Here is a 21668-nt window from a genome sequence, read left to right on the forward strand (position 1 = left end):
TTGATTTATAACGACCGGGTGTCTTCAAAACCCGCCAATCCGCGAAGACGGGCTAGCGCTTTCCATCCTCGCCGATCATGTCGTGGATGCGATTGGCCAGCGTCTCCACCACGAAGGGCTTGGTCAATATCCGCATGCCCGGAGCAAGCTGTCCGTTTCCAATGATGGCGTTCTCGGCATAACCGGTGATGAACAGCACCTTGAGGTCGGGCCGTGTCACGCGCGCGGCATCGGCCAATTGCCGGCCGTTGATGCCGCCGGGCAGGCCGACATCGCTGATCAAGAGGTCAATCTCCGCTTCGGATTCCAGGATCCGCAGCCCTGCAGGGCCGTCGGCCGCTTCGATCGAGGCATAGCCGAGATCTTCGAGCACGTCGGTGACCAGCATCCGCACGCTTGGTTCGTCATCGACGATCAGCACCGTCTTGCCGGTCGGCGCGCGTGCCGATGCGGTTGTGGAGGTGATGGTGGGAATCTCCGACGCGTCGCCGTAATGTCGCGGCAGATACAGGCACATCGTGGTGCCGCTGCCGACTTCGGAATAGATGCGGACCTGCCCGCCAGACTGGCGCACGAAGCCATAGACCATCGACAGCCCGAGGCCGGTACCCTGGCCGATCGGCTTGGTGGTGAAAAACGGATCGAAGGCGCGCGCGGTCACCTCCGGCGTCATGCCGGTACCGGTATCGGTGACGCAGAGCGACAGATATTGCCCGGGCGGCAGGTCGCGTTCGACAGCGGCGCGGTCATCAAGCCATTTGTTCGCGGTCTCGATCGTGATGCGTCCACCTTCCGGCATGGCATCGCGGGCGTTGATGCAGAGGTTGAGCAGCGCGCTTTCGAGCTGGGACGCGTCAATCAATGTCGACCACAGGCCGCCGGCGGTCACCACTTCGAGCGTGATCTGCGGCCCCACGGTGCGGCGGATCAATTCCTCCATGTCCATCACCAGCCGGTTCACGTCGGTCGGCTTGGGATCGAGGGTCTGGCGTCGCGAAAACGCCAGCAGGCGATGGGTGAGCGCCGCGGCGCGCTTCGACGCGCCTTGCGCGGCCGCGACGTAGCGCTGGATATCGGAGGTGCGGCCCTGGCGCAGCCGGACCTCGAGCAGCTCCAGCGAGCCGATGATCCCGGTCAGGAGGTTGTTGAAGTCATGGGCGATGCCGCCGGTAAGCTGGCCGACGGCTTCCATTTTCTGCGACTGCCGCAGTGCCTCCTCGGCCTGCTTGCGCTCGGCGATTGCTTCCTCGACGCGCGCCTCCAGCGTCTCGTTGAATCGCTGGGCCTCGGCCTCGGCACGCTTGCGCTTGGTGATGTCCTGGAACAGCACCGCGACCTGGCGTCGGCTGGCTGGCTCGATCCGGAAGGCCGCAAGCTCGAGATGGCGGCCGGTCGCAATCAGCTCGCGCTCGAAGCGGATCGGCACGCCCGTCCGCAGCACGCCGCCATAGAGCTCGGCCCAGCCGTCGGCCTCGTCGGGCACCATTTCGCGCAGCTTCTGTCCGACCACATTGGGAATGCCGGCATGCAGCGTATAGGCCGGATTGGCCTCGATATGCACATAGTCGCTGAGCGGGCCGTGCGGGCCGTCGAAGAATTCGATGATGCAGAAGCCTTCATCGATCGAGTTGAACAGCGTGCGGTATCTCTGCTCGCTGTCGGCGAGCGCGGTCTCGGCCCGCGCCAGTTCGGTATTGTCGGCAACGGCGAGCGCCCTGAGCCTCGCGTTCTCTGCCTCCAGCGCCGCAATCTTCCGCCGCAGTTCGTCGAGGTCGATCACCGTCACGGCCAGCCGCCCAGAGCGATCGGACGTGCAGCGGTGGGTACAGGGACTTGGCTCATTGCGCGCTATCAAGCTCCTGCGGGACCAAAAGTTCCCCTTTTTAGCCCGCGGGCCGGCCGTTTGATAGCGCGTTCGCGAAGGCAGGCCTTACGCCGCCCGCACCTCCGACAGGAAGCGGTTGACCTGGCCGGCGAGATCCTTGGACTGCGACGACAATTGCTCGGCGGCGCCCAGCACCTGGTTTGCGGCGGCGCCGGTATCGTCGGCGGCCTTCTGGACCCCCGTGATGTTGGAGTTGACCTCCTGGGTGCCGCGGGCTGCCTCCTGGACGCTGCGCGAGATTTCCTTGGTCGCGGAACCCTGTTCCTCGATCGCCGCCGCGATCGCGGTGCCGATCTGGTCGATCTCGGCGATCACGTTGGCGACGTTCTGGATCGCGGTCACGGTCTGGTCGCTCGCCGCCTGGATCGCGGCGATCTGCTCGGAGATTTCGGTGGTCGCCTTGGCGGTCTGGCCGGCCAGCGATTTGACCTCGGATGCCACGACGGCGAAGCCGCGGCCGGCATCGCCGGCGCGCGCGGCTTCGATGGTCGCGTTCAATGCCAGCAGGTTGGTCTGCGCGGCAATGCTCTGGATCAGCGTCACGACATCGCCGATCTTCTGCGCGCCTTCGGCGAGCGAGCGGGCGGTATCGCCGGTGCGTCGCGCGTTGTCGACCGCGCGGGCGGCGATCTCGGTCGATTGTGCAACCTGGCGGCCGATCTCGGAGATCGAGGAGGCCAGCTCCTCGGTGGCGCTCGCCACCGTCTGCACGTTGCCTGAGGTCTGGCTGGACGCGGCGGCGACGATCGCGGCCTGACGATTGGTCAGCGTGGCCGTCGAGGACATCGACTGCGCGGTGTCTTCCATGATCGAGGACGCGGCCGACAGCCCGCCGACCAGCTCGGTGACCTTGGCTTCGAAGGCGCGGGTGAGTTCGTCGAGCATCTGGGCGCGGCGCATCTTGCCGTCGCTCTCGCTGGCCTTCTCGGCGGTGAGGCGCTCGGCCGCGATCATGTTGTCCTTGAATACGCGCACGGCGGCCGCCATCGCGCCAATCTCGTCATCGCGTTCGGCGCCGGCGACTTCACCGGAGACGTCGCCGCTGGCCATCCGCGACATGGTGGCGGTGAGGTCGACGATCGGCGCGCAGATGCGACGGCGCACCATCACGATCATCGCGGCGCTGGCCGCAGCCACGGCGATGAGGCCCGCAAGCGCGATCAAGAAGCTGAAGCGCGCGGAGGAATAGGCCGAGCCCAGAATCTGCTCGGCATTGTCGTAGAAGGCGTTGCGAACGTCGACGACCGCGCCGAGGGCGACCTGGGATTCGGCATAGAAGAAGTCGACGTTATGCTCGTATTTGCCTGAAGCCGCGCCGTCCTTGACGAGCTTCAGTTCCTTGCCGAATCGCGTGATGAAGATGTCGTTCATCTTCTCCAGCGCAGCCGCCACGTTGGCAGGCGTTGCCGGGTTGCCGCGCAATTCCATCAGCGACATCTGGATCTGGTCGGCGCGGCCCTGCGAGCGCGAATACTCCATTTTCTCCGCTTCGGTGGCTGCGCGATTGGCGCCAACGAGGTTCTTGTGGAGGCTGGAGTTGTAACCGCCGACGTCGCGCAAATTCCAGGCGATGTTGGCGTAGACGGCCTGCCGGTAGGCATCGCCGTCGAGCTTTGCCATGCGGCGCACCTGCTCGTCCAGAAGCTTGGTCGCCGCGGCGTTGAACACGGCATTGTCGGAGACGAGCTTCCGGGCGGCGTCCTTGCGCGCATCGGCCGGGCCGTCGATCGCCTTGTCCATGGCATCGCGCAGCGCGTTGAACTTCACGTTCAGCTCGTCGATGCTGGTGCCTATCGCCATGGCGTCGTCGAGGCCGCCCGAAAGGTTCTTGCGGACCGCGTTCATCTTGTCGTGTGCGCCATTGGTATTTTTACGCACCTTCTCGTTGAGCTCCTTACGGATCGCGGGGTCCACCGCCGGCGGCCCGTAGAGGATATTGGTGGCGAAGCCGCGCTCGGAGTTCATGTAGCGGGGGATGTCACCGACAGCGCGGACGACTTCCAGCCGGCTCTGGGCGATCGAGACGCTTTCCATGGTCTGATATTTCGAAACCGCCACATAGACGGCGAGCCCGCCACCGACGGCGGAAAGCGAGACGATGGCAGCAGTGAGAAGGGTATCGATTTTCATGGGATTTAAGGCCAATTTGACTGATGCGACGGTGCGGGGCCACCAGCATAGGTGGTGCAAATTAATCCCGGGTTTACGCTAGGATGTGTGTCACACCGGCGCCGTCCGGCTCGTCCTGATACCGTAGGCCCGCGGATTGCGACCGCAGCCTTTGGAGTGGAGGAACCAAATGAAAATCGTCATCATCGGCGGCACCGGGCTGATCGGCTCGAAACTGGCGCCATTGCTCACATCGCGCGGTCACGAGGTGCTGCAGGCCTCGCCGAGCCGGGGTGTCAACGCGGTGACCGGCGAGGGGCTGCGGTCAGCGCTCGCGGGCGCCGACATTGCCGTCGATGTGTCAAATTCGCCCTCGTTCGAGGACAAGGTGGTGCTGCACTTCTTCGAGACGGGGACGCGCAACCTGGTCGCGGCGGCAAAGCAGGCCGGCATCCGGCAACTTGTCGCCTTGTCGGTCGTCGGCACCGACCGGCTGGAGAGCAGCGGCTATTTCCGCGCCAAGCTGGCGCAGGAACGGCTGATCACGGCTTCCGGCCTCGCTTACACGATCCTGCGCGCCACCCAGTTCTACGAATTCGTCGGTGCGGTCGGAGATTCCGGGCGCAGGGACGGCGAGGTCCATGTTTCCAGCCAGTTGATGCAGCCGCTGCTTTCCGACGAGGTCGCGGAAGCGCTGGCCGACGTGACGCTCGGCGCACCCGCCAACGGCATCCGCGAGGTCGCGGGCCCGGAGGCGGCGCCGCTTTCTGATTTCGTCGCCCGCTGGCTGCGCAAACAGGGCGATACCAGCAAGGTCGTGGCTGGTGCCGATGTGCCCTATTTCGGCGCACCGCTCGCGCTGCGCACACTGGTCCCGGACGACGGTGCGCGGATCATGCCGACGCGTTTCGACGATTGGCTACGGCGCTAACTCGGCATTCACCGGGTTTCTTCGGTTGCACCCTTTGCGGCGGAACGCGGCTGGGCGGGCGCCTTGGAACCCATTTCCTGACAGGGCAACTGCATCCATGTGCCGTCGGCCGCCTGCTGATAGGCTTGGCAAGGCGACGATACCGGCGCCTCCGTTGCCTTCATCGTGTGCGAATGCGCACTCGAATTTCTGGCGAGCGTCGGCGCTGCCAGGGTGAGGAGGGCGGCCGCCGAGCCGAACAAGATCGCTTGCCCTAGTCGCATCTGAAATTCTCCTCTGTCGAAAGCGGACGCTTCGTTTCTAGAAAGGATTGTGGAGATTTTTGGGAATGGAGGCGTGCAATGCCAGTGCGTGCTTAACGCTTTGCAAACGGGCGGGGGATGCGGCGCAGGACGAATTCTGTCCGCCCGTGGAGGAACAGTCCTTTCGGCCGCGCGTTGGCTTGCATCATGCTGAGGGTGCAGCGTCCATGCGTCCGAAAAGATCTATGTTCAACGCGCTGTTGACCCATTTCCTGATGGGCGTCGCGCTTGGCCTGTCGCTGGTCCTGTTGCTCAGCCTGATCGATACGTTTCATGTCAGGGATCTCGTTGCCAGGAGCGAGGCGCCGGTTCAGACCATGGTGATGCTGGTCACGACCTACGGCCTGATGTTCGGCATCGGCGCGGCGCTGACCGGCTTGGTGCTGACATTGGAAGACGAGAGCTGAGTTCAGGCTTTCCCGATCAGCGGCGCAGGCGCGCAATCGTGCCGGCGACGATCTGCATGGTCACGCCGACCACCCATCCGACCATGATCATCGATATCCACGCCAGATGCGGATCGTGGCGCAGCACGATGATGCCGACGCAGGCGAACGCCGAGAATGCCGCCAGAAAGGTGCCGATGGCGCTCAACAGTTCCGGCGCGTCGATCTTGCCGACCCAGTCGCCGTCGGTGGGGCGGCCGTTCGATGCGCTGAGCGGCAAAGGCGGGGTATCGATGCCGAGATAGAAGCCGACGGCCCCGCCGATCATCATCAGCAGCAGGAAGGCCTGGCTGGTCAACGCCGAATAGCTCGTTCCCACCAGCGCCGCCACAAACAGGCCGCTCGCCGCGCCTGCCATTGCAAGTCCAAGGCGTTCCAGAACGTGGGCGACTTTTCGGACCCGGGTTTGCATGGTGGTGAGCCCGCCAAGTTACACGGGAACATTAGGCCGGTTTCAAGTCAGGTGAAAGCAACCTGACGGTGAAGTTGCTGTGACGGAATGATACGGCGTAGCATCGCACCCGCCAGGTAGACGCTGCGATGCAACAGCGAAACGGAGATGCGAAACGATGGGCCTGCTCGACAATCCATTCGATCCGGCGACCGATGCGGCGCTCGTCACCGGCGCGGGCAACGGGATCGGACGCGCGATCGCGCAGGCGCTGGTCGGCGAGGGCGTGCGCACGGTGTTCGCTGATGTCAACGCGGATACGGTGACGGCGGCGATCAAGACTTCGGCCCGGCCGGAGCTGGCGATGCCGTGGGTCGGCGATCTCGCCGATCCCGCGGCGCGCGATGCGTTGCTGACCGAAGCAGCCAACGTGCTGGGACGCGTGACGCACTTCGTGCATAGCGCCTCGCCGCCGCGGCGCGAGAGCGACCACGCGCTGGGCGTCGCCACGGAAACCTGGGCGCGAATGCATGCGGTGAACCTGGAGGCCGGATTCCATCTGTCGCGCGAACTGGCGCGCAAGCTGATCGCGGACAAATCGCCGGGCTCGTTCCTGCTGCTGACCTCGCTGCACGCCGGCACGCCGCGCAACCTGCCGCATTATTCGACGTCGAAGGCGGGGCTTTCGATGCTGGTGAAGGAACTGGCCAAGACGTTCGGCCGCTTCGACATCCGCGTCAACGCACTGGTGCCGGGCGCGATCGCGGCTGGCGGCTTCGTGGCGAGCCCTGCGCTCGCCCGGCACATTCCGCTCGGCCGGCTCGGCCAGGCCAGGGACCTCGCGCCGCTGGCGCTCGCGGTGCTGTCGAACCGCATCTCGGGCTACGTGACGGGCGCCGCGATCGTGATCGACGGCGGGTTGTCGCTGACGAACTGGTTCGAGCCGCCGGAATTGGAGAATTTGTAATATGTGTTCGACGCTCGGGTGACGGAGCTATTCCGCCCTACGGCTCATGCTTGGCGTGCCATTTCGGGCCGGGGCCGCGCATGTAGTGCAATTCGGGCCGGTAGCGGGCGACGTCGAGCAGCCGCTGCCAACGGATGGCGATTTCGGCGAGCTGCGTGAGAAGCGGTTGCAGGGCCAGCATGGCGGCACCTCAATGCGGATTGCCGAGCATGGTCGAAAACGGCAAGGCGAAGATTTCGTTGTTGAGATCGTCGCTGACATGCAGCGTCCAGTCCCGCCAGTCTTCCGGGTCGTGCAGCATGATCAGCGACTGCACGACGCGGGCGGCGTGGGCGCGCACCTCGGCGAAGTTTTCGACGGCGGCGCCGCGCTGCTCAAAACCGTCGCCTTCGGCATTGGAGCAATGGAAATAGACTCGTGCCATGTCCGTCTCCCGCGATGGTGATTCGCACCGAAAATACCAAGCCCGGGACCAGCTTGATATTCGGGGATACTACGGGTGATCTTTCGACCGCAGGTGGAACCGGTCGACAAAATTGTCTGAAATTATCTGCTTCGCGCGAAGGAACGGAACTTTCACCTCGGCCGTTTCACGAACATGCCGCGGCGGTTGAAACGTCGTGGCGTGTGGCGATGGAACCCCGGGAGAGCGTCATGATGTCGGAAATGCAGATCCATACGATTGCGCGGCAGATGATGGAGAAGCACGGCCTCACCGCAATCGCGCAGGCCGCCCACAATGCCCAGGCCTGCGAGAGCAAGGGTGACGCCGAGGAAGCCAGGGAATGGCGCCATATCGAGGACGCCATGAAGATGATGCGGGGGCCGCATCAGAGCTAGCAGATTTGTTTTCCGGATGCGGCGTGCCGCATCCGGATCACGTGCTGAATTATCGCAGCGGCATCGGCGGGCGCACCACCGGCTCGCCGTCGTCGGCGATCGTCTGCCGCGGCGGCGCCGGCGGTGGCGCTGCGGCGGCCTGTACCGGCGGAGGCGGCGCGACCGGCGCCGCCGCGATCGGCGCGGGCGAATAGGGCAGCGCGGAGGAATGGGCCGGCGGCTTGGGCTTGCGCACGGGCGGAGCGGCCGGGCGCACCGCTGGAGGCAGCGCTACCACCGCAGCCTTGGCCTCAGCACCCTTGGCCTCGGCAGGCTTTGTCTCCGAAGCTCTGGCCAGTTCGCGCGCCATCTGCGCCTGGCTCGCCTTGAGTTGCGCGATAGTGGCCTTCAACTCCTCGACCTGCTGCCCCATCGCCGCGAGATCCTGCGCCATCGATTGCAACTGGGTCGATTCGGCCACCGGAGCCGCGGTAGCGGGATCGGGCTGAGCGGGGGCTGTTGCCGCCGCCAATGCCGGTTGAGCGGCCTGATCCGTTGCCGCAGCTTCCGTTGCCGCCGCGGTCGGCTGCTCCGCGCTGGCAGGCCAGACTGTCGAAGGCAACGCAGCCAACACGAAGGGCGGCGTCCACTCGACGGCCATCGCCTTGGCGTCATCGCCATAATGCTGCCAGGCGGCGGCAGCGATAACGCCGACAAGGCCGAGCAGCACCATGAAAGTGCGTCTGACCCATTTCGCCGTCCGGCGATCGTCCGGCGCCTTCAGGACGTCGACCTTGATCTCGACGGGCTTGGCCTTCGGAGTGGCGGCGCTGCGGACCTCGATGTCACGCGCTACCGGCGCGCCGAAGCTCGGTTCGACCTGCGTGTTCGGCGCGCCGACGGAGATCGGCGGGACGACGTGCACCTGCGGCGCCGCTGGTGGCGCAGCCGGATCGTGCGCCAGCGGCGGCGCCTGTTCGGCATGCGGCTTCTTTTCGGCGTGCGCATGCAACAGCGATTCGATTGCAAAGTAGGCGTCGTGCGGATTGGAATCTTTTAGCTTTGGCATGGATTGCATTGGCGGTCCCTTGCTCAATAGCACCCGTTACAGGGCGGCGAGCATGTGTCGCTGCGTGGAAAAACCTCTGCCCAGCCGCACACGGCCAGCGTGGTTTGACCAAAGCAAGGCAATCTCGTGAAGAGGTTGAGGCCGCGGGAGACGAGCGCCGTCGGGAACCGGGAGAAAAGGCTCCTTACAGCGCCGCGCCTGCGACGTCGGCGCGGTGGCGGGCGCGCCATTTCGGGCCGGGGCCGCGCATGTAGTGGCGCTCGGGACGATAGGGGTCGCTGACGCGCTGGATCAGGCGATGGCACCGCGCCACGACAGCATCGAGACGGCGGAGCAGCGGCATGTAGGGCGGGCGTGCCGGCAGCATGGCAGCCTCCTCAATGCGGTTTGCCGAGGACGAAGGCGAAGGGCAGAACGAACAGTTCGTCGTCGAAATCGTCGTTCACATGCACGACCCAGTCGCGCCAATCTTCCGCGTCCCGGCCCATGATCATCGAACGGACGATGCAGGCGGCGCGATCGCGCGCTTCGGCGAGGTCGGTCACCGTTTCGCCGGACCGGTCGAGCCGGACTTCCCGCGAGTTCGAGCAGTGAAAAAAGACCTGGGTCATGTCGGCCTCCTGTTGCTGCGATCTGCATCGTTGGTTGCAGGCTAGCCGGACAAGGTTCTGCACCTCTGTGAGGCACATCACAGTTACTACTTAAGATTTTATTAAGATGTGCTGGTGAAACTTTAGGCACATGGAAGCGCAGCGGAACCGGACCTTCCCGAGCCGGCAGTTGCAAGAGGAGGCCGGCGGCGTAATGCCCGCCGGCCTTTTCTCTTCGAGGCGTCGAGAGACTCGCAGTGCTATGAATCGGCTGCCGGAAGATGTCTTGCTTGGGGTGGGCACGCATGGTTCGACTGCATCACCCAATGTCTGAAGGTTGAGGTCCCATGAGCAACCGCGTTCTCGTCTTTTACGGGTCCTATCGCTCCGACCGCATGGGCATTCGACTGGCGCAGTTCGTGGTCGAGGGATTGCGCGCACGGGGCGACGATGTCGAATTGATCGACGCCAAGGCGGTCGGCCTGCCGATGCTCGACCGGATGTACAAGGAGCATCCGAAGGGCGAGGCGCCGGATGTACTGGAAAAGCTCGCGAGCCAGATCCGCGACGCCGACGGGTTTGTGTTCGTGACCGGCGAATATAATTGGGGCATGCAGCCGGGGCTGAAGAACCTCACCGATCATTTCCTGGAGGAATGGTTTTGGCGGCCGGCGGCGATCGCGAGCTACTCGGCCGGCCGCTTCTCGGGCGCCCGCGCGGCGCTCGCCTGGCACGGCACGCTGTCGGAAATGGGCATGGTGGTGATCTCGAGCACGATCGCGGTCGGCCCGATCGCGCAGACGCTTTCGGAAGACGGAAAGCCGATGGGTGAGGGCGGCAAGGCGCTGACGCATGCCTTTCCGCGCTTTGCCGATGATCTCGCCTGGTGGATGGAGGCGGCGCGGGCGCAGCGGGAGCGCAAAAAGCCGCCTTACTGAGAGATCGACGCGGCAGCCGCGCGGTTGGCGCGCGTCCTGCGATGCCCATTCGGAGCCTTCGAAGCGCAAAAGTCTCGCCCATCTTTCGCCACGCGCGGGCAACAGATTGGCTTTGCCCTTCACGGACGGCCTTCCGACCTTGCTCATCGAGCTGGCCGCCGGTCGTCCATTCACGGTACGGAATTGATGTCGCCAGCGAAGATCGGCTGTGGCCTGCTTGTTGTTGCCGTGATGGCCGCGCTCAGCGGGGCCGCGATCGGCGCGCAGAACCTCGATCAGAGCAAATCGCCGCAAAAGCTGTTCGCCGAGGGCTGTTCCACCTGCCACCGCAGCCCACGCGGGCTCGCCAAGGGCCGCTTCCGGCTCACGCTCTATCTGTTTCTGCAGAAACACTATTCCAGCAGCGCGAGCTCGGCCTGGGAGCTGTCGTCCTATCTGGAATCGGTCGACGGCGGAAAGCGCATGCCGGCGAAGCCTTCGAAATCCACCGCGCGATCCTCGTTCCGCCCGCCGGCCGTGGTGCCGTCGCGTTAGACCGTAATGCGATCAAGTAGATCGCATCTTGATCTCATCTTCCGGTTTGAGATCTCCACCGAAAATCGATGTCCGTTTTTTTTCGGATCGTGCCCGTGCGTCACGTCTTGCTCACGGCTGTGCTGCGAAATCTCCCCAACGCTGTCATCTTTTTGACGCGTGTGGGCATAGCATCGTCTTCGTGAGTGGGTGGCGTGGGGAGTGATGACGATGGTGGTGGCTGAACTTCAGACCAAGGTCGAGAAGTATGAGAGCAGGGCTTCCAGATGCGAAGCCCAGGCGCGCGAGGCCAAGGACAAGGCGCAGCAGACGTTCTACGAAGTGCTGGCCACCTATTACACGAGCCTGGCGACCGACTTCCGAAAGATCCTCGAGAAGCGAATGGTGGCGTAGGCGCAGAGCTAATCCGCCCGACGGTTCTTGCCGCGCTCGGCGAGCTTCACCATCACCTGCAGCGCCTGATTGGTCGGCGTCGGAATGCCGAGTTCGGCGCCCTTGCGCACGATATGGCCGTTGAGAAAATCGATCTCGCTCGGCTTGCCGCGCAGGAGATCCTGCGCGGTCGACGACATCTGGTTCGGCATGATGGTGGGGATGTTCAGGATGTGATCGATCAGCGCATCCGGGATCGCGACCCCACAGGCGCGGGCAACAGTGGTTGCTTCCTGCACGGCGCTGGTGACGACATCCCTGGTGCCCTCGACCTGCAGCATCGGGCCGTAGGCGATGCCGGCGACCGCCGACAGCGCGTTGAACGCGCAGTTGATGATCAGCTTGCTCCAGAGCGTCGTGTCGATGTTATCGGCGATCGAGATGCCGATGCCGGCATCTCGCAGCACCTGCGCCAGCTTTTCGCTCGCGGGTGAAGGACCGATCGCGAGATCGCCGCCGCCGTGATGCCTGACATGGCCGGGCCCCGCCATTTCGCTGCCGACATAGACGACGACGGGAATGACGGCGTGGCCGGTCACGGCCGCGAGCCGCGGCGCATTGTCGACGCCGTTCTGCAGGCTGAGCACCGAGCTTTCCGGCCGCAGCCGTCCGGCGAGCGCGTGGCCTGCCGCTTCGGTATCGGCCGACTTCACGCAGACCAGCACCAGATCGGGCGCGGCGAGGTCGCTGGTGTCGGTCGCGGCCCTGGCGGGCAGATGACCCTTGAAGCTTTGGGTATCGAGCAACAGGCCGTGCGTGTTGATGGCGTCGACATGCACTTGCCGGCCGATGAACGTCACCTCGTGCCCGGCCTTCAGCAGCAGTCCGCCATAATAGCATCCGACCGCACCGGCGCCGATGACTGCCACTTGCATGCTGTTCTCCCGTTTTGGCGCCCCTGCGGGCGGACCAGGGTTTTAGACGGTCATGACGCGGTAGAACCAGTGGGATCGCCGGATTCTGTGGCGCAATCACCACACTCGACCGAATTGCGCCATGGATTCCCCTGCCTGATCGCGTCTGGCCACGGTTCTGCCCGGATTCGGTCCCGCGATGGTCTCGTGTTGGTTTTCGGCTTGGGCTGGGGCGCAAGCAGGGGATCGCAACATGGCTCTTATTGGCGGCACAGGTGCTACAGGCACAAGCCATCCTCGATGTGACGCGCGGTTCGTTTCGGCCGCGCGCGCGGGACAATTCGTCCGGCTGGCGGCGGCCACGCTGGCAGCGGCATCGCTCGCGGCCTGCGCGCAGTCCTCGGTCGTCGCCAAGAAATCCGAATTTCGTCCCGTCAGGCAGGCGTCGCTGGACCAGGACCGGTCGACATCGTCGATGATGAAGCGGCGCGTCGCCGCCGTGAGAAAGCAGTCGGTGGCTTCGCGCGGCGCAGGCAGCCGCGAGACACCTTCGCATGGCGTCGCCAGCTACTACACCGAGGGCACCAAGACCGCGAGCGGCGAGAAGTTCAACACGCACGACATGACCGCCGCCCATCCGACGCTGCCCTTCGGCACCAAGCTGCGCGTGACCAACGTCGCGAGCGGCGAGTCGGTGACGGTGCGGGTCAACGACCGCGGTCCGTTTGTGCATGGGCGCGTCGTTGATGTCTCCTATTCCGCAGCCAGCGCGCTCGGCATGGTCGGGAAGGGCGTCGCCAAGGTCAAGCTCGACGTCGTGGATTAGCGATAAGCCTCCACCCGACGCGCCTCGAACTTGCGCTCGGGATGCACGAGCTGCTCCGCGCTCTCGACGATGCGCATTTCCTCGGTCCCGCGCGTCGCGGTGCGCTCCAGCGCCGCGAAGATGGCGGAGGCGGCGTGGCCGAGCGCCTCCCTGGTGTCGGCGCCGCGCATGCGCGCAGCAACCAGAAGCGCGGCAAACAGATCGCCAGTGCCGTTCGGACTGATCGGAAGCTTTGGCGTGCGCACGCGCCAGGCGTCGCCGCGTTCGACCGCGAGCGTCTCGATCTCACCCGCAGGCGTGTCTGATAGCTCCGCGCTGGTAATGACGACCGTGCCGCGCGCCATGAAGGTGCGCGCCGCCTTCGTGACCTGATCGATCGAAGCGGCCTTCGTGCCGCACAGCCATTCGAATTCGAAATGATTGGGCGTGATCATGTCGGCGAGCGGGCAGAGCAGGTCGCGCACCAGCGGCGGAATGTCGTCGCGGACGAACAGGCCGCGGTCGCGATCTCCCAGCACCGGGTCGCAGCAATAGCGCAGCGCGGGGTTCTTCGCCTTGGCGCGCGTGACGAAATCGGCAACCACGGCCGCGGTGTCCGCCGAGCCGAGATAGCCCGACAGGATCATGTCGGCGTGGTCGGCTGCGCCACGCTCCTCGATCCCGCGCAGCAGATCGGCAACAAGTTCCGCCTCCAGCATCTTGCCGCGGATCGTTGGATAGCCCGGCCGGTTGCTGAGCAGCGTGGTCGGCACCGCCACGACGTCGATGCCGTGCATCTGCAGCGGAAACACCGCGGCGCTGTTGCCGACATGGCCGTAGGCGACCTGTGACTGAATCGAAATCACGTTCATGAGATGGCTTGTGGATCGATGCGATTAACCAAGCGGAGCCGGCGCAAGTTAACACATTGGTTATTTCTTTGCGGGCATTTTCACGGTCTCGTCAAACAAAGAGGTACCATGTCTGACATCACCATTCCCGGCGGGCGGATTCGTTCCTTCGTCGAGCGCATCGAAAACCTGGACACCGAGTTGCTGGAGCTGAACGAGCAGAAGAAGGAAGTTTTTTCTGAAGCCAAAGGCGAGGGCTTCGACATCAAGATTCTCAAGGAAATCATCAAGCTGAGAAAGCAGGACCAGGACGAGCGCGACGAGCGCGAAAGCCTGCTCGACCTCTACATGCGCGCGATGGAAACCGCGCCGGCGGAGAAGACGGCCAAGGCGGCGTAACACCTGCTGGCACGTTCCACACACACGTTTACATTACATCATGGCCGGGCTTGTCCCGGCCATTCGCGTTTTCTTGCATCCGACTCTTTCGCGTCATTGCGAGCGCAGCGAAGCAATCCATCTCTCTGCGAGTGAGGTGGCAATGGATTGCTTTGCTGCGCTCGCAATGGCGCGAAGAGATGCGCAAACGTCTTGTTAAGAATCGATCCGCGCTGATTTTTTCGAATCCGATTCGTTCCTTGCGAACAGAATGGAGTCGGATGGAGAACAAAAAGTGCGCTTCATCAAAATACCGGCTCTCCGATCGCTTCCTCGCTGCTCGGGCCGAGTATGATTACGCTGCCGGCGGAGCCTTTGGGATCAGCAATGGCGCGTGGTGGCGTGTTGCGAGCGGGCATAGCCCGGACGAGCGGAGCGACATCCGGGGCAGTCTCTCGGCGGATGGTGCGTTCCTTCGCGCAGCTTCATGCGACCAACGCCCGGTTCCTGCATCCGGTATCACAAGCTTGTGCGTCGCAACAATCATCTATTGCAATGCAACAGATTGCACTTTATCTCCATATTTCAAGCTATTGAGGAGAACTGACGTGAGCAAGATTTCCCTGTCGATCGCCGCCGCTGCTACACTCGCCCTGGCTGCCGCCAGCGGCACGGTCGCCGCCGAGTTGCCGTCCTACGAGAAGGCCGGCCTGCCGGCTTCGGCCGTGCAGCTTCAGGTGCTCGGCGCTGAAAACGTCCAGCAAGCCGCGCCGGTCCCGACTTCGGCAACGCCCCTTCAACTCAGCGTCCTCACGCCGCGCGGCAAGATCAAGACCGCACAGGGCAGCGCCGAAACCGTCGGCCGCACCACGCGGTGAGAACCGCCGCATACGCAGCGCGCATTTTTCCATCACGCAGAAAGCCCGCGATCTCGTCGCGGGCTTTTTGTTATGATGCGCTATGATCGTCGGCCGTTTTGTCGCGATCAACGTACCTTGCAGTTTCGCGCGCACCTCCTAAGCTGACGCCAGCCGAACGCGCCCCACCTCCGGTCAGCCGGAGGGAAGGAAAAACAGAAAGCAGCAAAGCTGCGAGGCGGCGCACGGCGTAACAAGGGGAGGACACCGATGCCGCAGTCGATCGACCGCCGCCGCGCACTCGCGCTCCTTGGCTCTGCAATCGCCGCACCAATGCTTGCGCCACGCGCAGGCCGCGCCGCCGAGGCCTGGCCGATCCGCCCCGTGAAATACGTCAACGGTTTTCCGGCCGGCGGCGCCACCGATACGCTCTCGCGCGTGCTCTGCCAGAAGCTGAGTGAACTCTCCGGCCAGTCCTTCGTGGTCGAGAACAAGGCCGGCGCCGGCGGCGTGCTCGGCGCGGATGCGGTCGCGAAAGCGCCGCCGGATGGTTACACGGTCGGGCTCGGCGGCATCGCCTCCAACGTGCTCGCGATCGGCAGCTACGCCAAGCTGCCGTATCGCCCGCGCGAGGATTTCACCTTCATCTCCGGCATGTGGCAATTGCCGAACATTTTGACCGCGAAGAAGGGTTTGTTCTCCGCGGACCTGAAGGAATTGCTCGAGGCCTTCAAGAAGGAGCCGGGCAAATACACCTACGCCTCCGCAGGCTTCGGCACCACGCTGCATCTTTCCGGCGAGATGATGAACAGCATGGCCGGCGTCCAGGTCCGCCACGTGCCCTATCGCGGTGGCGCACCGGCGCTGAACGATTTGCTCGGCGGCAATGTCGATCTGCTGTTTGACAATCTGCCGGGCTCGCTGCCGAGCGTGCGCTCCGGCGCGATCAGGCCGGTCGCGGTCACCTCGAAGAAGCGCCTTGCCGAACTTCCCGACGTGCCCGCACTCGCCGAGCTGCTGCCCGGCTACGAACTGACCTCGTGGACCGCGCTGATCGGCCCCGCCAACATGCCGCCGGACCTCGTCGCGCAGATCAACGCGCTCACCGTGAAGGCGCTGCACGATCCCTGGGTGCAACAGCGCTACAATGACCTTGGCGCCACCACCTGGCCGACCACGCCGCGGGAGATATCGGCCTATCGCGACAGCGAGGAAGGGCGGCTGCTGCCGATCATGAAGGCGGCCGGCATCAAGCCGGAGGGCGGCGGGTAACGGATATCAGCGCCAGTTGACCAGGACGTCTCGATCGTCGCATGAATTCCCGGTCAATCGCGGACCATAACCGCGAGACTGGGGAGCATCGATGGCATCAAGCGTTTGCGACGTTCTCGTGATCGGATCGGGCGCGGCGGGAATGGCGACGGCCATTGTCGCGCGGGACCGGGGGCTTGATGTCCTCATCGTTGAAAGGGCCGCTCAGGTTGGCGGCGCGACGGCTCGTTCCGGCGGCTGGCTCTGGGTGCCCGGGAATCCGCTGGCCGCGCGTGAGGGCGCCGTCGACCCGATCGGGGAGGCGAAGACCTATATCCAGCACGAAGCGGGAAATCACTACGACGAAGCACGCGTCGATGCCTTCCTCTATAGCGCCGGCAGGATGGTCGCGTTCTTCGAGGAGAACACCGAAGTAAAGTTCGCGTTTGGCAAGAATTATCCGGACTACCATCCGGATCATCCCGGCGGAGCCGAGCAGGGGCGCTCGATCCATACGCAGCCCTTCGACGGCAAGCTGCTCGGGGAGCATCTGCCCACGCTCGCGCTGCCGATGAAGGAGTCCACCTTCATGGGCATGGGACTGAACAGCGGCCCTGATCTCAAGCATTTCCTCAACGCCACGCGCTCCGTGAAATCGGCAGGCTTCGTTGCGTCCCGGATACTCGCGCACGGTCTTGACGTTCTCATCCATCGCCGCGGCACGCGCCTGGTCAACGGCAATGCGCTATCGGCGCGCCTGTTCAAATCTGCGCTCGATCGCCGGATACCGATATGGCTTTCGACCAGGGCGATCCGGCTGACCGTGGAAGATGGCGCGGTCGCGGGCGCGCTCGTTGAAAGGGACGGCAAGGAGATTTCGGTCAGGGTACGGCGCGGTGTCGTTCTCGCAAGCGGAGGGTTTCCGCATGACGAGGAACGGAAGCGACGCAACTTCAAGCATTGGAAGGGAGGCGCCGAGCATGCCTCGCTCGCGCCTGATACCAACACGGGAGATGCGATCCGCATGGCCGAGGAGGTCGACGCGGCGGTCGATGACAGCTTCGCCGATGCGGCCGCCTGGGTGCCGGTGTCGCTGATCAAGCGCAAGGACGGCAGTGTCGGACGGTTCTTTCATCTGATCGACCGCGCCAAGCCCGGTGTCATCGCGGTCACGAGGCAGGGCCGTCGTTTCACCAACGAGAGCGACAACTACCACGACTTCGTCCGCGCCATGATCGACGCCTGCGACGGGCAGGACGAGGTCTGCGGCTTCGTCGTTTGCGATCACCGGACGATCCGCCGCTACGGCCTTGGCGCGGTCCGGCCGGCGCCACTGCCGCTGTCGTCGCATGTTCGATCCGGTTACCTCAAGGTCGGCCGTACCATTCGCGAATTGGCGGTCGCGGCCGGCATCAATGCTGACAGGCTTGAACGTACCGTTGAAGAGGTCAATCGCGACGCGAAGGCAGGGCACGACAGTGCCTTCGGACGCGGTCGCACGTCATATCAGCGGCTGCTGGGCGATAGCGATTTCCCGGGCAATCCCTGCATCGGCGATATCTCGAGCGGACCGTTCTACGCCGTGAAGATTATTCCGGGCGATATCGCGACCTATCATGGCCTCGTGACCGATGCGCAGACGCGCGTTCTGAACGCGAACCGGCAGCCGATCGGCGGGCTGTATGCGGTCGGCAACGACGCAGCGTCGATATTCGGCGGCAGCTATCCGGGGGCCGGTGCAACGCTGGGACCCGCCATGACATTCGGCTTCATCTGCGCGAACAACCTCGCCTCCGACAGAGGCTAACGCCACATGCCGCGCATGCGTTCGCGAATGTCGATCTGCACCGTTTGACCGGACGGCGCGCGTGCCGCCGGAGTCGCCGCCGGCCAGATCTGCCGATCGAACAGCCTCACCAGATGGTCAGGGATGAACCGCGTCCGCGACGCATAGACATGGCGGTCGCCGCGGGCCTGCTGGCCATGCACGAAGAAGCGTTGCGGCACGATCAGATGCAGATCGTCCTTGGCTCGCGTCATCGCGACGTAGAGCAGGCGCCGCTCTTCCTCGAGCTCAGCCGTGGTGCCGGCGCCGAGATCGGACGGCATGCAGCCGTCGACGACGTTCAGCGCGTATACCGCCTTCCATTCCTGCCCCTTTGCCGAATGGATCGTGGACAGGATCAGGTAGTCTTCGTCGCGCAGCGGCGGCCCGGAGCGATCGCTGGTCGCATCGGGTGGATCGAGCGTGAGCTCGGTCAGGAAGCGCTCGCGGGACGGATAACCCGAGGCGATCTGTTCGAGCTGCAGCAGGTCGGCCAGCCGCACTTCGGCATCCTCGTGGATCCGCTCCAGATGCGGGGTGTACCAGCGCCGGATGCGTTCGATATCAACAGGCCATTCCGAATATCTGATATTGGTCAGCGTTTCGACAAAGGCCGTCCAGTCCTGTCCGGCGCGCGGTGGCGTCGGCAGCGTCGCGAGGGCGGTGATCGGATCGGCCGTTATAGTCGTTTGATCGAGGAGGCGCTGCGCCGACGCCGGGCCGATGCCGGGCAACAGATGCAGCACGCGGAATCCGGCGACGCGGTCGCGCGGGTTCTCGACGAATTTGAGCAGCGCCAGCACGTCCTTGACATGGGCGGTGTCGAGAAACTTCAGGCCGCCGAACTTGACGAAGGGGATATTGCGCCGTGTCAGCTCAACCTCCAGCGGGCCGCTGTGCGACGATGTCCGGAACAGGACGGCCTGCTCCTTCAGCCGCGATCCCTCCTCGCGGTTCGCCAGCACCTGTTCGACGATGTAGCGCGCCTGGTCGGCCTCGTCGCGCACCGTGACGAGGCGCGGCAGCCGGGCCGAATGACGCTCGGTCCAGAGATTCTTGGTGAAGCGTTCCCGGGCAAGCCCGATCACGGCATTGGCGGCGGCCAGAACCGGCTGGGTCGAGCGATAGTTGCGGTCGAGCGTGACGATCTCCGCCCGCGGACTGAAATGATCGGGAAAATCCAGAATGTTCCTGATGGTGGCCGCGCGAAACGAATAGATCGATTGGGCGTCGTCGCCGACCACGGTAAGGCCGCGCCCATCCGGCTTGAGCGCCAGCAGGATCGTCGCCTGAAGCCTGTTGGTGTCCTGATATTCGTCTACCATGACATGGTCGAAGCGGCCGCCGATCGCTTCCGCGATCGCAGGCTCGGATACCATCTGCGACCACCACAGCAGCAGGTCGTCATAGTCGAGCACGTTCTGCTTCTGCTTGGCCTCGACATAGCCCGCGAACAATTGCTTGAGTTCATCAGCCCATCCCGAACACCAGGGATAATGCTGCGCCAGCACGGTCTCGATCGGCGCCTGCGCGTTCACGCAGCGGGAATAGATCGCAAGGCAGGTGCCCTTGGCGGGAAAACGCGACTCGGTCTTGGAAAATCCGAGCTCGTGGCGCACCAGATTGAGCAGGTCGGCCGAATCCTCGCGATCGTGGATGGTGAAGGCCGGATCGAAGCCGATGCTTTCGGCGTATTCGCGCAATAGCCGCGCCCCGATGCCGTGAAAGGTTCCGGCCCAGGCCAGCGCGTCCGTCATGATGCCGGCCCTGTCGCCGAGCACCCGGCGCGCGATGCGTTCGACACGCTGCGTCATCTCGGACGCCGCACGGCGCGAGAACGTCATCAGCAGCATGCGGCGCGGGTCGGCGCCCCTGATGATCAGGTGGGCCACACGATGCGCGAGCGTGTTGGTCTTGCCGGATCCCGCGCCGGCGATGACGAGCAGCGGCGCGCCCACGGTTCCATCAGCGCCGATGCCGTGCTCGACGGCCCGGCGCTGTTCCGGATTGAGGCTTTCCAAATATTGATCGGTCGTTTCAGCCAGCACGAATCACCCCATGTCACCGGAGACTCGGCCGATTCGCAGGTGCTCGCAACGGCGAATGTCCGCTTTGTCCCGCTGTCGGGAGAACTTGTTGTTAAGGATTGGCCCGCGCCGATTTTCCGGATTCCGATTCGTTCCTTGCGAACAAAATGGAGTCGGATGGCGAACAAAGCCGTGGTGAAGTAAATAGAGTTCATGGCGAAGAAAACCGGCAAGCGAACGCAGCGGCGGACAGTCCTCGCGATCGACATCGGCGGCTCGCGCGTGAAGGTCATGACCTCCACGGAGCGCGTCAGGCGGGCGTTCGCGTCCGGTCCCAATCTTTCCGCGAAGGCGATGGTGCGGCAGGTCAAGGCGCTGACGAAGGACTGGTCCTACGACGTCGTCGCGATCGGCTATCCCGGACCGGTGGCGAACAACCGGCCGTTGTCGGAGCCGCACAATCTCGGTCAGGGGTGGGCCGGCTTCAATTTCGAAAAGGCTTTTGGCCGGCCGACCAGGGTTGTCAACGATGCGCTGATGCAGGCGATCGGCAGCTACGAGGGCGGCCGGATGCTGTTCCTGGGGCTCGGGACGGGTCTCGGTTCCGCGATGATCGTGGACGGCATTCTCGAACCGATGGAGCTCGCGCACCTGCCGTACCGGCGCGGCAAGACATTCGAATATTACGTCGGCGCCGCGGCGCTGAAGCGGGTCGGCAGGAAGAAATGGCAGCGCGCGGTCGATGACGTCCTGAAGCGCCTGCTCGCCGCGCTGGAGCCGGATTACGTCATGCTCGGCGGCGGCAACGCCGGCAAGCTCGACAAGCTGCCGCGCAAGGTCCGCCTCGGCGCCAACACCAACGCGTTCGAGGGCGGATTCCGGCTATGGAAGAAGCGGGCGTTCAAGTCCTCCAGCATTGCCGCGATTTAACTGGTGCATCCTGCCGGATCAGGGCAACACGCAGGCGGCGCTGCGGGGCGCGAGGACTTCCTTCTCACACGATGCCGGACACCGAGATCACCGAGGAGTGCCGCGCCCTGATCGCGAGCATCGTCGAGCCCCCGCCCGGACAGCGCCTGCCGAACGGCAACTGGCGGATCGAACTCGACGCTGCAACCTGGCAGTGGCTGCAGCGGTTGCGACGGCACGGCGAGACGATCTCGGACTGCATCATTCGCATTGTCATCATCACCCTGCACCGGCGCGGCCTGCAATAGGCGGCATGGAACGGGCAGGGCCCGGAACACAAAATCGCGAAAACAACCCCATGCAAAGTAGAACGTAGCCGACCGCGCGGCGCGAGAGCCGATGAACCGGCAGGCCGTTCCGTCAGGCCTTCTTCACGAATTCCGATTTCAGGTTCATCGCGCCGATGCCGTCGATCTTGCAGGCGATGTTGTGGCCGTC

The 21668-nt window shown here is 64.4% G+C and carries 28 protein-coding genes; 15 read left to right on the plus strand and 13 right to left on the minus strand.

Annotated elements, in window-relative coordinates; translation table 11 throughout:
- Positions 1-52 precede the first annotated feature (52 nt).
- Positions 53-1786 carry an ATP-binding protein gene (locus V7E26_RS20995; protein ID WP_324419767.1) on the minus strand — a complete coding sequence of 578 codons (1734 nt, stop codon included), beginning with the start codon at positions 1784-1786 and terminating at the stop codon, positions 53-55.
- A 144-nt stretch (positions 1787-1930) separates the two neighbouring features.
- Positions 1931-4015 carry a methyl-accepting chemotaxis protein gene (locus V7E26_RS21000; protein ID WP_324419769.1) on the minus strand — a complete coding sequence of 695 codons (2085 nt, stop codon included), beginning with the start codon at positions 4013-4015 and terminating at the stop codon, positions 1931-1933.
- A 169-nt stretch (positions 4016-4184) separates the two neighbouring features.
- On the opposite strand from V7E26_RS21000, the gene V7E26_RS21005 reads away from it, so the two are divergent.
- Positions 4185-4925, plus strand: coding sequence for an SDR family oxidoreductase (locus tag V7E26_RS21005; RefSeq protein WP_324419771.1), 741 nt, complete (start codon positions 4185-4187; stop codon positions 4923-4925).
- Positions 4926-4933: 8 nt separating this feature from the next.
- Here V7E26_RS21005 and V7E26_RS21010 read toward each other — a convergent pair whose 3' ends face one another.
- The gene (locus tag V7E26_RS21010) at positions 4934-5167 is read right to left on the minus strand and encodes a hypothetical protein (protein WP_324419772.1); all 234 of its coding nucleotides are present in this window, start codon (positions 5165-5167) and stop codon (positions 4934-4936) included.
- A 245-nt stretch (positions 5168-5412) separates the two neighbouring features.
- Between V7E26_RS21010 and V7E26_RS21015 the strand changes: the two genes are divergently transcribed.
- Positions 5413-5634: a hypothetical protein gene (locus V7E26_RS21015; protein ID WP_324419774.1), complete on the plus strand. Its 222-nt coding sequence runs from the start codon at positions 5413-5415 to the stop codon at positions 5632-5634.
- A 16-nt stretch (positions 5635-5650) separates the two neighbouring features.
- On the opposite strand, the gene V7E26_RS21020 is transcribed toward V7E26_RS21015, so the two are convergent.
- Positions 5651-6085 (minus strand): hypothetical protein, encoded by a 435-nt coding sequence (locus tag V7E26_RS21020; RefSeq protein WP_324419776.1) that lies wholly within the window; start codon positions 6083-6085, stop codon positions 5651-5653.
- Positions 6086-6242: 157 nt separating this feature from the next.
- Between V7E26_RS21020 and V7E26_RS21025 the strand changes: the two genes are divergently transcribed.
- A complete protein-coding gene (locus tag V7E26_RS21025) occupies positions 6243-7031 on the plus strand; it encodes an SDR family NAD(P)-dependent oxidoreductase (RefSeq protein ID WP_324419778.1) in 789 nt (262 codons plus the stop codon).
- Positions 7032-7068: 37 nt separating this feature from the next.
- On the opposite strand, the gene V7E26_RS21030 is transcribed toward V7E26_RS21025, so the two are convergent.
- Positions 7069-7212 (minus strand): hypothetical protein, encoded by a 144-nt coding sequence (locus V7E26_RS21030; RefSeq protein WP_324419780.1) that lies wholly within the window; start codon positions 7210-7212, stop codon positions 7069-7071.
- Positions 7213-7221: 9 nt separating this feature from the next.
- Entirely contained in the window at positions 7222-7455 is a 234-nt protein-coding gene (locus V7E26_RS21035; RefSeq protein WP_324419782.1) for a DUF6894 family protein, read from the minus strand.
- Between the two features lie 230 nt (positions 7456-7685).
- On the opposite strand from V7E26_RS21035, the gene V7E26_RS21040 reads away from it, so the two are divergent.
- Complete coding sequence (locus tag V7E26_RS21040) at positions 7686-7871, plus strand: hypothetical protein (protein ID WP_324419784.1); 186 nt, start codon at positions 7686-7688, stop codon at positions 7869-7871.
- A gap of 49 nt (positions 7872-7920) precedes the next feature.
- Here the strand turns inward: V7E26_RS21040 and V7E26_RS21045 are convergent, their stop codons facing one another.
- The 3 genes from V7E26_RS21045 to V7E26_RS21055 all read right to left on the minus strand — a co-directional run bounded on the left by V7E26_RS21045 (position 7921) and on the right by V7E26_RS21055 (position 9530).
- Complete coding sequence (locus tag V7E26_RS21045; protein WP_324419787.1) at positions 7921-8928, minus strand: hypothetical protein; 1008 nt, start codon at positions 8926-8928, stop codon at positions 7921-7923.
- 175 nt (positions 8929-9103) lie between these two features.
- Entirely contained in the window at positions 9104-9286 is a 183-nt protein-coding gene (locus V7E26_RS21050; RefSeq protein WP_324419789.1) for a hypothetical protein, read from the minus strand.
- Between the two features lie 10 nt (positions 9287-9296).
- Positions 9297-9530: a DUF6894 family protein gene (locus tag V7E26_RS21055; RefSeq protein ID WP_324419791.1), complete on the minus strand. Its 234-nt coding sequence runs from the start codon at positions 9528-9530 to the stop codon at positions 9297-9299.
- 326 nt (positions 9531-9856) lie between these two features.
- Between V7E26_RS21055 and V7E26_RS21060 the strand changes: the two genes are divergently transcribed.
- The 3 genes from V7E26_RS21060 (at position 9857) to V7E26_RS21070 (ending at position 11374) form a co-directional block, all read left to right on the plus strand.
- Positions 9857-10447: an NADPH-dependent FMN reductase gene (locus V7E26_RS21060; protein ID WP_324419793.1), complete on the plus strand. Its 591-nt coding sequence runs from the start codon at positions 9857-9859 to the stop codon at positions 10445-10447.
- A 186-nt stretch (positions 10448-10633) separates the two neighbouring features.
- Positions 10634-10981, plus strand: coding sequence for a hypothetical protein (locus tag V7E26_RS21065; protein ID WP_324419795.1), 348 nt, complete (start codon positions 10634-10636; stop codon positions 10979-10981).
- A 210-nt stretch (positions 10982-11191) separates the two neighbouring features.
- Positions 11192-11374 carry a hypothetical protein gene (locus V7E26_RS21070; RefSeq protein ID WP_324419797.1) on the plus strand — a complete coding sequence of 61 codons (183 nt, stop codon included), beginning with the start codon at positions 11192-11194 and terminating at the stop codon, positions 11372-11374.
- An 8-nt stretch (positions 11375-11382) separates the two neighbouring features.
- On the opposite strand, the gene V7E26_RS21075 is transcribed toward V7E26_RS21070, so the two are convergent.
- Positions 11383-12288: a ketopantoate reductase family protein gene (locus V7E26_RS21075; RefSeq protein WP_324419799.1), complete on the minus strand. Its 906-nt coding sequence runs from the start codon at positions 12286-12288 to the stop codon at positions 11383-11385.
- A 232-nt stretch (positions 12289-12520) separates the two neighbouring features.
- On the opposite strand from V7E26_RS21075, the gene V7E26_RS21080 reads away from it, so the two are divergent.
- Positions 12521-13093, plus strand: coding sequence for a septal ring lytic transglycosylase RlpA family protein (locus V7E26_RS21080; RefSeq protein WP_324419801.1), 573 nt, complete (start codon positions 12521-12523; stop codon positions 13091-13093).
- Here V7E26_RS21080 and pdxY read toward each other — a convergent pair.
- Positions 13090-13944: a pyridoxal kinase PdxY gene (gene pdxY / locus V7E26_RS21085; protein WP_324419803.1), complete on the minus strand. Its 855-nt coding sequence runs from the start codon at positions 13942-13944 to the stop codon at positions 13090-13092. The genes V7E26_RS21080 and pdxY overlap by 4 nt on opposite strands.
- Before the next feature lie 108 nt (positions 13945-14052).
- On the opposite strand from pdxY, the gene V7E26_RS21090 reads away from it, so the two are divergent.
- The 4 genes from V7E26_RS21090 to V7E26_RS21105 all read left to right on the plus strand — a co-directional run bounded on the left by V7E26_RS21090 (position 14053) and on the right by V7E26_RS21105 (position 18216).
- Positions 14053-14322: a DUF2312 domain-containing protein gene (locus V7E26_RS21090; RefSeq protein ID WP_324419805.1), complete on the plus strand. Its 270-nt coding sequence runs from the start codon at positions 14053-14055 to the stop codon at positions 14320-14322.
- 587 nt (positions 14323-14909) lie between these two features.
- Positions 14910-15179 (plus strand): hypothetical protein, encoded by a 270-nt coding sequence (locus V7E26_RS21095; RefSeq protein WP_324419807.1) that lies wholly within the window; start codon positions 14910-14912, stop codon positions 15177-15179.
- A gap of 249 nt (positions 15180-15428) precedes the next feature.
- A complete protein-coding gene (locus V7E26_RS21100; RefSeq protein WP_324419809.1) occupies positions 15429-16430 on the plus strand; it encodes a Bug family tripartite tricarboxylate transporter substrate binding protein in 1002 nt (333 codons plus the stop codon).
- 91 nt (positions 16431-16521) lie between these two features.
- The gene (locus tag V7E26_RS21105) at positions 16522-18216 is read left to right on the plus strand and encodes an FAD-dependent oxidoreductase (protein ID WP_324419811.1); all 1695 of its coding nucleotides are present in this window, start codon (positions 16522-16524) and stop codon (positions 18214-18216) included.
- Here V7E26_RS21105 and V7E26_RS21110 read toward each other — a convergent pair.
- Positions 18213-20210: an ATP-dependent helicase gene (locus V7E26_RS21110; protein ID WP_324419817.1), complete on the minus strand. Its 1998-nt coding sequence runs from the start codon at positions 20208-20210 to the stop codon at positions 18213-18215. The genes V7E26_RS21105 and V7E26_RS21110 overlap by 4 nt on opposite strands.
- On the opposite strand from V7E26_RS21110, the gene V7E26_RS21115 reads away from it, so the two are divergent.
- The 3 genes from V7E26_RS21115 (at position 20130) to V7E26_RS21125 (ending at position 21478) form a co-directional block, all read left to right on the plus strand.
- The gene (locus tag V7E26_RS21115) at positions 20130-20465 is read left to right on the plus strand and encodes a hypothetical protein (RefSeq protein ID WP_324419821.1); all 336 of its coding nucleotides are present in this window, start codon (positions 20130-20132) and stop codon (positions 20463-20465) included. The two genes, V7E26_RS21110 and V7E26_RS21115, sit on opposite strands and share 81 nt — an antisense overlap.
- Positions 20466-20474: 9 nt before the next feature.
- Positions 20475-21191 carry an ROK family protein gene (locus V7E26_RS21120; protein WP_324419813.1) on the plus strand — a complete coding sequence of 239 codons (717 nt, stop codon included), beginning with the start codon at positions 20475-20477 and terminating at the stop codon, positions 21189-21191.
- Positions 21192-21262: 71 nt separating this feature from the next.
- Positions 21263-21478 carry a hypothetical protein gene (locus V7E26_RS21125; RefSeq protein WP_324419815.1) on the plus strand — a complete coding sequence of 72 codons (216 nt, stop codon included), beginning with the start codon at positions 21263-21265 and terminating at the stop codon, positions 21476-21478.
- A 112-nt stretch (positions 21479-21590) separates the two neighbouring features.
- On the opposite strand, the gene V7E26_RS21130 is transcribed toward V7E26_RS21125, so the two are convergent.
- Positions 21591-21668: PhnA domain-containing protein (locus tag V7E26_RS21130; RefSeq protein WP_324419819.1), on the minus strand; the 78-nt coding region annotated here is incomplete at its 5' end.

This window comes from Bradyrhizobium sp. (assembly GCF_036735945.1).
In the GTDB taxonomy this organism is placed as follows: Bacteria; Pseudomonadota; Alphaproteobacteria; order Rhizobiales; family Xanthobacteraceae; genus Bradyrhizobium.

Excerpts from the sequence above, each read along its gene's own strand:
- V7E26_RS21060 (WP_324419793.1), top strand. The coding sequence starts at position 9,857 with ATGAGCAACCGCGTTCTCGTCTTTTACGGGTCCTATCGCTCCGACCGC.
- V7E26_RS21065 (WP_324419795.1), top strand. The coding sequence starts at position 10,634 with ATGTCGCCAGCGAAGATCGGCTGTGGCCTGCTTGTTGTTGCCGTGATG.
- V7E26_RS21090 (WP_324419805.1), top strand. The coding sequence starts at position 14,053 with ATGTCTGACATCACCATTCCCGGCGGGCGGATTCGTTCCTTCGTCGAG.
- V7E26_RS21000 (WP_324419769.1), bottom strand. The coding sequence starts at position 4,015 with ATGAAAATCGATACCCTTCTCACTGCTGCCATCGTCTCGCTTTCCGCC.
- V7E26_RS21070 (WP_324419797.1), top strand. The coding sequence starts at position 11,192 with ATGGTGGTGGCTGAACTTCAGACCAAGGTCGAGAAGTATGAGAGCAGG.
- V7E26_RS21040 (WP_324419784.1), top strand. The coding sequence starts at position 7,686 with ATGATGTCGGAAATGCAGATCCATACGATTGCGCGGCAGATGATGGAG.
- V7E26_RS21100 (WP_324419809.1), top strand. The coding sequence starts at position 15,429 with ATGCCGCAGTCGATCGACCGCCGCCGCGCACTCGCGCTCCTTGGCTCT.
- V7E26_RS21015 (WP_324419774.1), top strand. The coding sequence starts at position 5,413 with ATGTTCAACGCGCTGTTGACCCATTTCCTGATGGGCGTCGCGCTTGGC.
- V7E26_RS21035 (WP_324419782.1), bottom strand. The coding sequence starts at position 7,455 with ATGGCACGAGTCTATTTCCATTGCTCCAATGCCGAAGGCGACGGTTTT.
- V7E26_RS21045 (WP_324419787.1), bottom strand. The coding sequence starts at position 8,928 with ATGCAATCCATGCCAAAGCTAAAAGATTCCAATCCGCACGACGCCTAC.
- V7E26_RS21050 (WP_324419789.1), bottom strand. The coding sequence starts at position 9,286 with ATGCTGCCGGCACGCCCGCCCTACATGCCGCTGCTCCGCCGTCTCGAT.
- V7E26_RS21120 (WP_324419813.1), top strand. The coding sequence starts at position 20,475 with ATGGCGAAGAAAACCGGCAAGCGAACGCAGCGGCGGACAGTCCTCGCG.
- V7E26_RS21080 (WP_324419801.1), top strand. The coding sequence starts at position 12,521 with ATGGCTCTTATTGGCGGCACAGGTGCTACAGGCACAAGCCATCCTCGA.
- V7E26_RS21125 (WP_324419815.1), top strand. The coding sequence starts at position 21,263 with ATGCCGGACACCGAGATCACCGAGGAGTGCCGCGCCCTGATCGCGAGC.
- pdxY (WP_324419803.1), bottom strand. The coding sequence starts at position 13,944 with ATGAACGTGATTTCGATTCAGTCACAGGTCGCCTACGGCCATGTCGGC.
- V7E26_RS21105 (WP_324419811.1), top strand. The coding sequence starts at position 16,522 with ATGGCATCAAGCGTTTGCGACGTTCTCGTGATCGGATCGGGCGCGGCG.
- V7E26_RS21020 (WP_324419776.1), bottom strand. The coding sequence starts at position 6,085 with ATGCAAACCCGGGTCCGAAAAGTCGCCCACGTTCTGGAACGCCTTGGA.
- V7E26_RS21115 (WP_324419821.1), top strand. The coding sequence starts at position 20,130 with ATGCGCGAGCGTGTTGGTCTTGCCGGATCCCGCGCCGGCGATGACGAG.
- V7E26_RS21005 (WP_324419771.1), top strand. The coding sequence starts at position 4,185 with ATGAAAATCGTCATCATCGGCGGCACCGGGCTGATCGGCTCGAAACTG.
- V7E26_RS21075 (WP_324419799.1), bottom strand. The coding sequence starts at position 12,288 with ATGCAAGTGGCAGTCATCGGCGCCGGTGCGGTCGGATGCTATTATGGC.
- V7E26_RS21055 (WP_324419791.1), bottom strand. The coding sequence starts at position 9,530 with ATGACCCAGGTCTTTTTTCACTGCTCGAACTCGCGGGAAGTCCGGCTC.
- V7E26_RS21030 (WP_324419780.1), bottom strand. The coding sequence starts at position 7,212 with ATGCTGGCCCTGCAACCGCTTCTCACGCAGCTCGCCGAAATCGCCATC.
- V7E26_RS21025 (WP_324419778.1), top strand. The coding sequence starts at position 6,243 with ATGGGCCTGCTCGACAATCCATTCGATCCGGCGACCGATGCGGCGCTC.